General features: G+C 33.7%; 9 protein-coding genes. All 9 read left to right on the top strand.

All coding sequences use genetic code 11. The features are described from left to right. Nucleotides 1–153: 153 nt before the first annotated feature. The 9 genes from Q0K35_RS06220 to Q0K35_RS06180 all read left to right on the top strand — a co-directional run bounded on the left by Q0K35_RS06220 (nt 154) and on the right by Q0K35_RS06180 (nt 10,919). Nucleotides 154–1,575, top strand: coding sequence for a PTS transporter subunit EIIC (locus Q0K35_RS06220; protein WP_294561801.1), 1,422 nt, complete (start codon nt 154–156; stop codon nt 1,573–1,575). Nucleotides 1,576–1,584: 9 nt separating this feature from the next. Continuing rightward, a complete protein-coding gene (locus tag Q0K35_RS06215) occupies nt 1,585–2,604 on the top strand; it encodes a hypothetical protein (RefSeq protein WP_294561800.1) in 1,020 nt (339 codons plus the stop codon). 11 nt (nt 2,605–2,615) lie between these two features. Then, on the top strand, nt 2,616–4,091 hold the full coding sequence (locus Q0K35_RS06210; RefSeq protein WP_294561799.1) for a family 1 glycosylhydrolase: 1,476 nt from the start codon (nt 2,616–2,618) through the stop codon (nt 4,089–4,091). Nucleotides 4,092–4,514: 423 nt separating this feature from the next. Next, nucleotides 4,515–4,997: a PTS glucose transporter subunit IIA gene (locus Q0K35_RS06205; protein WP_294561798.1), complete on the top strand. Its 483-nt coding sequence runs from the start codon at nt 4,515–4,517 to the stop codon at nt 4,995–4,997. Nucleotides 4,998–5,009: 12 nt separating this feature from the next. Beyond that, nucleotides 5,010–5,840, top strand: coding sequence for a PRD domain-containing protein (locus tag Q0K35_RS06200; protein WP_294561797.1), 831 nt, complete (start codon nt 5,010–5,012; stop codon nt 5,838–5,840). A gap of 137 nt (nt 5,841–5,977) precedes the next feature. After that, a complete protein-coding gene (locus Q0K35_RS06195; protein ID WP_294561796.1) occupies nt 5,978–7,387 on the top strand; it encodes a PTS transporter subunit EIIC in 1,410 nt (469 codons plus the stop codon). A gap of 12 nt (nt 7,388–7,399) precedes the next feature. Continuing rightward, nucleotides 7,400–8,458, top strand: a complete 1,059-nt coding sequence (locus Q0K35_RS06190; protein WP_294561795.1) for a hypothetical protein — start codon at nt 7,400–7,402, stop codon at nt 8,456–8,458. An 11-nt stretch (nt 8,459–8,469) separates the two neighbouring features. Then, entirely contained in the window at nt 8,470–9,462 is a 993-nt protein-coding gene (locus Q0K35_RS06185; protein WP_294561794.1) for a hypothetical protein, read from the top strand. Between the two features lie 8 nt (nt 9,463–9,470). Next, on the top strand, nt 9,471–10,919 hold the full coding sequence (locus tag Q0K35_RS06180; RefSeq protein WP_294561793.1) for a glycoside hydrolase family 1 protein: 1,449 nt from the start codon (nt 9,471–9,473) through the stop codon (nt 10,917–10,919). The last annotated feature ends 318 nt before the right edge of the window (nt 10,920–11,237 follow it).

Genomic DNA, 11,237 nt, shown 5'->3' with positions numbered 1-11,237 from the left:
GTTACCAGTAGGGCTTTACCCCTGACATAAAGCTAAGTAATGAATGGTTCATTCATTATTTAGTTTTGGTTTGGGGTTTTTATTTTAGGCAAAACCAATGGAAGTGCGCAGCCATTGTTTGCAGATAGAAGCTATAAGAGAAAGGAGATAGTTATGGCAAAGAAAGATTATGAAGAAATGTCGAAGCAGATTCTTGAGTTTGTAGGTGGAAAAGAAAATATCAGCCATTTTATGCATTGTGTGACAAGACTTAGATTTACAGTCAAAGATAAGGGATTAATAAAGAAAGATGAAATTGAGAAAGTTCAGGGAGTTATTGGATCAAAATGGTTAGGCGAGCAATATCAAATTATTATTGGACAAGATGTTGAGAAAGTTTATAAAAAAATATGTGAAATTTCAGGAATTGCTGAAGAAAAAGCAATTGATGAAAATTTAGATGTTAAGAAAAAATTTACACTAAAATCAATAGTATCTAATTGCTTAGATGCCCTTACTCGCAGCTTTATTCCTTTGGTTCCAGTTATTGTCGCTGCTTCATTAATTAAGATGATCGCAATTGTCTGCGGACCTAATATGCTAAATATTATGTCAAGCGATAGTGATATTTATATTTTATTTACTTTTGTAGGAGATGCAGGATTCTATTTTCTTCCAATTTATATGGGATATACAGCTGCAAAACGATTTGACGTGTCACCTGTGTTAGGAATGTTTGCTGGAGCTATACTTTTACATCCAACTTTAATACAATTGGTTTCTGATGGAACCCCCTTTACCGTTTATGGAATACCAATGACTGCTGCTAGTTATGCGAGCACGACGATACCAGCATTATTGATCGTTTGGATAATGTCATATATTGAGAGGTTTTTCAAAAAAGTATTACCTGAAACATTACAAATGGTGTTTGTTCCTTTCTTAACAATGTTAATTATTCTTCCTATTGAATTATGCTTTATTGGGCCTTTGGGTTCATGGGTAGGTAATGGTTTATCATATGTATGTAATGCTATTGCGGCAATGGGACCTATTCCGTCAGCATTAGTATGTGCATTTATTGGGGCATTTACGGGAGTCATTATTCTGTTTGGTATGCATGTTCCACTATATTTTTCATATATCAATGTGTTAAATCTTAATGGATCGGAAGGATTGATTGGTCCGGGTATGCACGCATCATCAATGGCTTTGAAAGGTATGGCATTAGGAGCAGCATTGAAATTAAAAGGTGAAAATAGAAGTTTAGCTATTTCATATTTGATTTCATATTTTATTGGTGGTGTTTCGGAGCCTACAATTTATGGAATAGGAATACGTTATAAAAGACCATTTGTGTGTGCTGGAATAAGTGGTGCAATAGCAGCTATTTACTATGTTATTACTGGTACTCATGTTGTAACGGTTGCACCAACATCTGGAATATTATCTTTTGTCACATTCATGGGAGGACCTGTTTCCTATTTGATTAACGGTCTAATTGGCGGAGTGATTGCTTTTGTTCTCTCAGCAGTTTTAACTTATTTCTTCGGCTTTACGAAAGAAGATCTAATTGAAAATATTGATGAATTATAGGAGAAAATTATGGAAAAACATTATATTGAATTTATAAAAAATTATACTTCTGATATGTTTGAAACTAATCCGAAAATATTTCAAAACAAGGATGATGATTATGCTCAGTTATGCTTAGTTGATATGGTTGGAATTCTTTATTATGAAGGAAAACTTGATGAAAAACCTATTTATTATATAAGACACGCTAATCCTGATAGCTATCGGTTTGGTGGTATGATTGAATTAGGTGACGATTTTCTTTCACCACAAAAAAGAGGATATCATGAAGATGCATTCATTGATAAATGTAAATTAACAACGGAATATTCTAAATTATCTGATGATCCAATTATATATGGTCTTGGAACAAAAAACCCTTTTTCAGAATTCCGATTTTATATGGATCATGCAACATTTAAAGAATCAGATTTTTTAAATATTGTAGCAACACCTCTTCCAATTTGCATTATCGATCATGGTTGTATTTTCCCACCACTGTCAATGATTAAACAGCCTTGTATTTTAAAAGGCACTTATGAAGGAAAGAATATCATAGGCTTTGGTTCTTATGAGCGATTATATAAACCTAAAAAGAATAAAGAAGACTTTGGGAAAAGTTTAGGATATATATATTCTATTGGCATGGGACTAAGAGAAGATAATAAATATGAAATCGCTTGTGCATCTATTGATGAAAAAGGCTCTTCTATTGGTTATTATTGGTTAGAAGGAGAACAACCTATTGTATCATATGATGTAAAGATGGAAGCGAATTGGAAACATCTTCCTTATGTCGATGATGGAACATGTATTTATAAAGATGCAGTTTACAGATTTGCAGATCTTGAATTCCATGTCGAAGGGAAATGGGGAACAAAAGGTTTTACATCACACCCAAGAATAGAAAGACACGGACAATCTCAAGTATTTGGTACATGGTATATTGGAAAAAAACCTTATAAACATAAACTTTCTTATAATGTGAATGAAAATATGGAAGCATATGATTATAAATTAAAAAAACGTGGTTTTAATGTTGTTGATTAGGAGGAATAATGATGAGTTTTCCAGATAATTTTTTATGGGGAGGAGCGGTAGCAGCTAATCAATATGAAGGAGGATTCAATGAAGATAACAAGGGAGTTAATTCAGCAGATTGTATAACACGTGGTTCACGTACTAAACCAAGGTTGGTAACATTTAAAAGAGAAAGCGGTAAAATTGAAGCAGTACCTATGTTTGGCATGGATATTCATGATAAAGTACAATTTGGTTGTTTTGAAGGTTTTGATTATCCAAGTCATAGAGGAATTGATTTTTATCATCACTTTAAGAGTGATATTGCTTTATTCGCAGAAATGGGTTTCAAAGTATTTCGGTTATCAATAAATTGGTCAAGAATATATCCCACAGGAATGGAAGATAAGCCTAATGAAGCAGGATTAAAGTTTTATGATGATGTTTTTGACGAATTACAAAAATATCATATTGAGCCTTTAGTTACTATATCACATTATGAAACACCTATCGAATTGCAAAATACATGGGGAAGTTGGACGAATTCAAAAACAATAGAATGTTTCGAAAGATATGTAAGAACAATTGGTGAGAGATATAGAAATAAAGTTAAATATTGGTTAACGTTCAATGAAATTAATGTTTGCGAAACATCACCATGGCTTTCTGCCGGTGTTGGAAAAAATGATTTGCAAACCAAAGCAGATATAGCTAAAAATCAATTAATAGCTTCTGCAAAAGCAGTTAGTATTTTACATGAAATTTGTTCTGCGAATAAAGTTGGAAATATGATCGCATATGGTGCAGTTTATCCATATACATGTAATCCTAATGATGTATTAAAATCAAAATTAAAGATTAGGAGTAAACATTTTTATACAGATGTACAAGTAAGGGGATATTACCCCAGCTATAAATTGAAAGAATATGAAAGAAAGGGAATCAGATTTTCTTTAACAGACGAAGAAAGTCAAATATTAAAAAAAGGAACAGTTGATTTTATATCTTTTTCGTATTATATGAGTTCTGTTGTTTCATCCGATCCAAATCTTGATAATAATGCGACAGGGAATATGCTTACTGGTTCTGTAAAGAATCCGTACCTAAACTCTTCGGAGTGGGGATGGCAAATTGATCCAACAGGATTAAGAATTGCTCTTAATGAGCTTTGGGAGAGATATCAAAAGCCATTATTTATTGTAGAAAATGGAATGGGAGCTAATGATATTTTAGAAAATGATAAAACGTGCCATGATCCATATCACATTGAGTATTTACGTGATCATATTAAATCAATGAAAGATGCAATCGAATTAGACGGAGTAAATATAATGGGATATACTCCATGGGGATGTATTGATTTAGTCAGTGCATCAACAGGAGAGATGTCAAAACGATACGGATTTATTTATGTTGATGTTGACGATGAAGGTAATGGAACATATAATCGATATAAAAAAGATTCCTTCTATTGGTATAAAAAGGTCATTGCCAGCAATGGTGAAGATTTGGACTGATTCTTATAAAAATGGAAAATAGATGAATAGTACAAGTAATCTAAGATTTTCTCTGAATTCAGGATAATGAATCATTGATGTAATAAAATACTTACATCTCAAATAAAATAGAAACCCCAGTGTTGCCTCACTGGGGTTTCGTTTGGAGGGAGAGGCTTTAATCCTTTAATGTTTAGCTATTCTTATATATGGAACGGACAAACGCAATATTCAATAGTAAGCCACCTCATAAAAATGTAAAAATACCAATAAAGATGAAATTTTGCTAATTTTGTTTATTATAAAGTTCTTGACAAATGTAAGCGAATCCATTAAGATAAGAATGTAGATAGAATTGTTACTCTTTGAGGCATTACCTATCAAAGCAATATTTTGTTTTGGTGTGTCTTGAAGAGTTTTTATTTTATTCCGGAGGGTGATATTATGTTTGGATTCCTTAAAAAAATAACAGAAAGTAAGATATATGCACCTGTAAAAGGTGTGTGTCTACCTTTGAGTGAGGTAAATGATCGAGTGTTTTCAAGCAAGATGATGGGTGAAGGAGTAGCTTTTCGTTTTGATGGTGATGAAATATTTGCACCTTGCAGTGGTGAAGTGATCATGATAGCTTCTACTAAGCATGCTTTAGGAATCCGTGCTGAAAATGGTACAGAAGTTTTGCTTCATATAGGTTTGGAAACAGTGAATCTTCAAGGTCAAGGGTTTGAAGTACTTGTTCAAGCACATGATAAGGTGAAGGCTCATCAGCCGATTGTACGTATCAATCGTAAATTGATGGATGATCAAAAGATAGATTTGATTTTACCAATGGTCATTACGAATACGAGTGATTATGAAATTAAGAAATATGGTGAAGCACAAGCTGTCACTTGTGACAGTGTTGTGATGGAAACATTAAAACGATAAAAAGGAGCCGCCATGAAGGTGATAAAGAAAATCAATAATAACGTTGCCTTATGTTTAGACAATGACAATAATGAGGTAGTGGCTTTTGGAAAAGGAATCGGTTATCATACGCCGCCTTATGAGGTAGAGCTGAAAAATATACATCGCACTTATTATGAAATAGATGCGGCTTATATTAGTATGATCAAAGATATTCCGGAAGATGTTTTGGATTTATCGGCAAGAGTGATTGATTATGCGAAAATGAAAGTGAGTTATATAACTAATTCTAATATTGTATTTACTTTAGCTGACCATATCAATTTTGCAATCCGAAGATATAAAGAAAATATGGATTTAAAATTACCGCTTGTCTATGATATCCAGCATCTTTTTGAAAAGGAAATGGATATTGGTGAATATGCTTTAAAGCTGATCAAAGAGGAGATGAAGATAGAACTTCCGAAAGAAGAAGCAGCTTATATTGCTTTGCATATCTTAAATGCAGAAGCGATGGATAAAAATAGAAAAGAAAAGCTTGATGATGAAGTGATTGAAGATATTGCCCATATTATTGAAGAGCATTTCAATGTCAAGTTAGATAAAAACGGATTTAATTATTCAAGATTTGTTACTCATATGCATTATCTTTTGAAAAGAGGTAAGAGAAAGGAGCTTGTGAAAAGTACCAATCAGAAATTGTATGAATCATTGGTCAAAACATATCCGGATACATATCAATGTGCAAAGAAAATCGGATATTATTTGAAGAAAACAGTGAAATGGGAATTAAATGATGAAGAATATATTTATTTGATGTTACATATCAATCGACTTTGTGCTCGTGAAGATTGTTACCAATAGGGCATTACCCGACACAAGGCTATACATGTTTTAACATTGTCTAGCTTTTGTATTGGGTTTTTATTTTGGGCAAAACCAATGTATTGCGCGCGAAATACGTTGTTTGCATAGATGTCATATTAAGAAAGGAGATAGTTATGGCAAAGAAAAATTATGATGAAATGTCAAGACAAATTCTTGATCTAGTAGGCGGCAGTGACAATGTTGTTCAATTTGCTCACTGTGTGACTCGTTTAAGATTCACTGTTAAAGACAAGAGTATTGTGAAAGCAGATGAAGTGAATAAAGTGAATGGTGTTATTGGTACCCAATGGCTGGGAGAACAGTTTCAAGTTATAGTAGGTACTGAAGTTGAGAGTATTTATGATACGGTTTGTAGAATTGGTCATTTAAAAGCTGAAGCGGCTATTAATGAGAATTTAGATAGAAATCTACCTAAAAATAAAGACTTTAGTCTAAAGGGAATTGGTAATAAAATACTTGCTTACCTTTCTCCGGCAATGACAGGCATCATTCCAATGATGATGGCTGCCTGCATGTGCAAAACTATTAATGCTGTACTTGGACCTGATGTGCTGAATGTAATTTCCGCAACCAGTGATTTATATATTGTTTTGGATTTCATGTATGATGCATTTTTCTACTTTATTCCACTGTTTTTAGGATATTCAGCAGCTAATGCTTTAAATATAAATCCTTTATATGGTCTTTATTTAGGGGCCTTGATTATCGTTCCTGATTTTATGTCAATGATTGGAACAAGAGAAACATTATCTGTTTTTGGTATTTCAGTACCAGTTGCTGATTATTCCGCATCTTTTCTACCCGTCATTATTGGTGTTTGGATTGTATCATATCTATTGAAGCTTTTGAATAAGGTTATTCCAGATGTGTTAAAAACAATCTTTGTACCTTTAATAGCTATTTTAATTATGGCACCTATCATGTTTGCAGTTTGTGCACCATTAGGAACTTATGTTGGTAATGTCGTTGGTAATTTCTTTATTGCGATGTCACAGTCAAATATCGTGGTGCGTACGATCGGTGCAGTGCTATTAGCCGTATTAATGCCATATTTAGTATTAGGTGGTATGCATGGTGCACTTGTTAACTTTGCGATTTTGACGTTTGTTGAAAATGGTTTTGAAACGTTCTTGTTACCAATTATGCTCGCTTATAATTTTGCAGTATTTGGCGTTGCTTTAGGTGCTTTCATTAAATTGAAAAAGCCAGAAAATAAAACAGCAGTAGCCGGTTATTTCATTTCTGGAATTTTAGGTAGTGTTACAGAGCCATGCTTGTATGGCGTCATTATCAAATATCGTCAAACGATGAAGGCTTTATTAGTAGCTTGTGTAGGAGTTGGACTCATTATTGGTATTTTCACGCCAGTATATTATGTTATGACATCAGCCACTATTTTCACTTTCTGGATTCCTTGGGTACAAGGTGGAACAATGAACATGATTGCAGGTGTAGGACTTATGCTAGTAGCATTCTTTGTTGGAACAATTGCAGCATGCTTTGTCAGCTATAATGAAAATTGATAGGAGGAAATCATGAGCAAATTCAATTTTGAAGTCAGAAAATTAACAATAGATGATTTAGAATTATCACCAGAATGCTTTGCGAATGACCAAGATGGTTATGCCAAAGTTGGAAAAATGGCTCATTATGCTCAATTTTATGTTGAAGGGATTAAAAACCCAGTGTACTGGTTTCGTAATGTAGAACCACATTGTCAGCGCTGGTGTGGCATTAGTGAATTAGGGGATGGACCTTTAGATCCACAAAAAGGATTACATGGTGATGATTTGGCACAAGCAAATACAGCTACGATTCATTATCAAAAAGTATCTGATCATCCAAAGACTTTTGAAATTAAAACAGAAGAACCCTATTCACTGATTCGCTTTACAGATGATGGGAATGGTGGTGTAGTTGCCGAATTTAAAGAAGGAAAGGATGGCTGTATTTTAGATATAAAAGCTATACCAATGCCAAAAGCAGTCATTAATCATTCAAGCACAGAGATACCTTCTCCATATTTTCAAGTGAATACAATCGTGTCAGGGACTTATATGGGGAAACCAGTGAAAGGTATGGGTGGCTTCGATCGTACATATTTATTGAATAAAGCTGTTGGTATTGAAAATGAAGAAGAGGCATTATATACGAAAACTTATCGCTGTAACTGTGCTTTATATTCTGGAGTTAGAGAAGATGGCAGAAAAGAATTTTGCAATGCACAGATTATGGATGAAAACGGTAAAGGTATAGGTGTCTATTATATTGATGGCGAAGAGACAATTATTACGGAAGATGTTCATTTAGATGCAAAGTTTCAACATTTACCGTATGTGGATGATGGAACCGTTGTATTTACAAAATCTGTATGGAAGATTGGATCAAAAACAATTCATTTTAATGGAAAGTGGGGAACAAAGGGATTTACCGCATATCCAAAGATTGAAAAACATGGACAATCACAATGCCTTGGTCATTGGTATGAAGGTGACGAACCCTATGATCATGTTTTGGAACATACCTTTACAGAAAATAGTGGGGATGCCTATGATTATAGAATAAAAGAAATGGGTTTTGAAGTGATGGATTAGAGGTGAGTTAGATGGCGATTGAATTAAAGAAATTAGTTTTAGAAGATTTAGATCGAAAATCGCAAGCTTTTGATAATGAGATAGATGGCCATGGAAAGTTATCCCTTGTAGATATGTATGGTGTATTATTTCCAAACGGTACAGATAAAAAACCGATTTGGTTTACCCGTCATGCAAATCCAGATAGTTATCGGTTTGGGGGTATTTTTGAACCGGGAGATGATTATCTAAGTGTTCAAAAACCATTGCATATGGAAGATCTTGCCCAAAAAGAAACCATTGTTGATAGCTATAAAAAAGTATCTAAGGATGTTTATGGAATTGGATCAGATCAACCTTTTTCGCAATATCGCTTTTATGAGGATCATGCTACTTATAAAGAGGCCAATGCATTTGATTTGAATGTCGAATATTTTCCTTATGCGATATATAAACATGCAGATCATTCTACGTTTTTGTCACAAATAACCCAATGTTCTTTATTTTCAGGTATATATGAAGGAAAACCAGTAAGAGGTATTGGTAATTTTGAACTTATGTTTGTTCCAGAGAAGGAACAACGTGAGCTGAATGATTATGCGGCCTATATTTATTCCAATTGTACAGGTGTCAGAGAAGATGGCAGAAAAGAAATTGCCATGATCTATATGAATTTAGATGGTCAGGCAACGGGTTTTTATTGGCTTGAAGGAGAGGAACCTATTTTCTCAGAAGAGGTAAAAATGGAAGCAGAATGGGTTCGCTTACCCTATATGAAAGATAATACGTGTATTTATAAAGATGCGGTATGGTATTTTGGTGGCAAAGAGATTCATTTTATTGGACAATGGGGCTATAAAGGTTTAACCGCTTATCCAAGAATTGAATTAGGTGGACAGTCTCAAGTGTTAGGTACATGGTATGAAGGTAAAAAGCCTTATAAACACAATGTTTATATGACATTTAATGAAAATATGCAGGTGATTGATAAGAATCTGAAAAAGATGGGATTTAAAGTAAGGTAGGTGATATCATGGCTTTTCCTAAAGATTTCTTTTGGGGTGGAGCGACTGCTTCAAATCAGTGTGAAGGAGCATGGAACGATGATGGTAAAGGAGAATCATGTGCCGATCACCTTACATCAGGCAGTGTCAATCAGCCTCGTAGATTTACAAAGGAAATTGAAGAAGGAGTGAACTATCCGTCACATGATGGCATCGATCATTATCATAGATATGAGGAAGATATTCGTTTGTTTGCGCAAATGGGGTTTAAGATGTATCGAATGTCAATTAATTGGACAAGAATATATCCTCATGGTGATGATGAAAAGCCCAATCAGGCAGGCTTAGACCATTATCGAAAGGTCTTTGAACTTTGTAAGGAGTATGGTATAGAGCCTCTTGTTACTATGTCTCACTATGAGTTTCCATATGCTTTGACAAAGAAATGGAATGGTTGGGCAGATCGAAGAACAATTGATTGCTTTGTGAAATATACGATCACTATTATGAATGAATATAAGGATTTGGTGAGATATTGGCTTACTTTCAATGAAATTAATATTGCGATATTAGGTGTTGGTGATACTCTTTCTTTAGGTATGATGCCTAAGGATGAAAACTTAGATGTAATGAAGAAACAAGATTATACATCAAATGACATGACACAACGGTTAACAGCCTTACATCACCAGTTTATTGCTTCCGCAAAAACAATTATCGAAGGTAAAAAGATAAATTCAAATTTCAAGTTTGGCTGTATGATTGCCGGAGTTGTCAGTTATCCATACACCTGTCATCCTAAAGATGTCTATGCAGCATGGTATAGAGAACAAATCGAGAATTTCTATTGTGGAGATGTCATGGTAAGAGGTGAATATCACCCTTTAACAAAACAATTCCTAGACTCTTATCATGCGCAAATTCATCAAGAAGAAGGAGATGATAAAATCCTAAGAGAAGGTATCGTTGACTTTTATTCACTTTCTTACTATTTATCAGGTTGTTCATCTACCGATCCTAATATGAAAAAGGCTGCTGGTAATATGACGACAGGAGTACAAAATCCTTATCTTAAATCGAGTGAATGGGGCTGGCAGATTGATCCTGATGGATTGAGGTATTATTTAGATATGGTATATAATCGTTATAAAATACCTTTAATGGTTGTAGAAAATGGATTAGGTGCAAAAGATGAATTGATTGATGGAAAGGTTCATGATTCTTATCGAATTGATTATTTAAGAGAACATATTAAAGCTATGAAAAAAGCTATTGAAGATGGAACGAATGTTATTGCTTATACTATGTGGGGATGTATTGATTTAGTCAGTGCATCAACAGGACAAATGTCTAAACGATATGGTTTTATTTATGTAGATAAAGACGATGAAGGTAATGGAACTTATAATCGTTATAAAAAAGATTCTTTCTATTGGTATAAAAAAGTCATTGCCAGCAATGGTGAAGATTTAGATTAAGACCTCACACGAAAATGGAACCACTCGGTTCCATTTTCATATTTAACATAGGTTTTATCGTTTATGTATAGTGTAGTCTATATCAAAGAATTGCTGGATCATAAAGTAAATCATATAAAAAAGTAAAAAAATTTGAATGAAAATTGAGAAAAATGAAGCTTGACTGCATATAAAAGAGTAGGAGGTAAAACTTTATGCAGAAAAAAGCTTCGCTTGATCAATCCTTTAAACATATCCTAAGATATAAGATCGTATTGGCTCATATCATGAAAGATTATCTGGAAGAATATATGAATGTTCCGATCAATGAGATCATGG

This window comes from uncultured Traorella sp. (genome assembly GCF_944327115.1).
GTDB lineage: Bacteria > Bacillota_I > Bacilli_A > Erysipelotrichales > Erysipelotrichaceae > Traorella.
The sequence above is the reverse complement of the archived record's forward strand: the minus strand, read 5'-3'. Positions and strand labels throughout refer to the sequence as shown.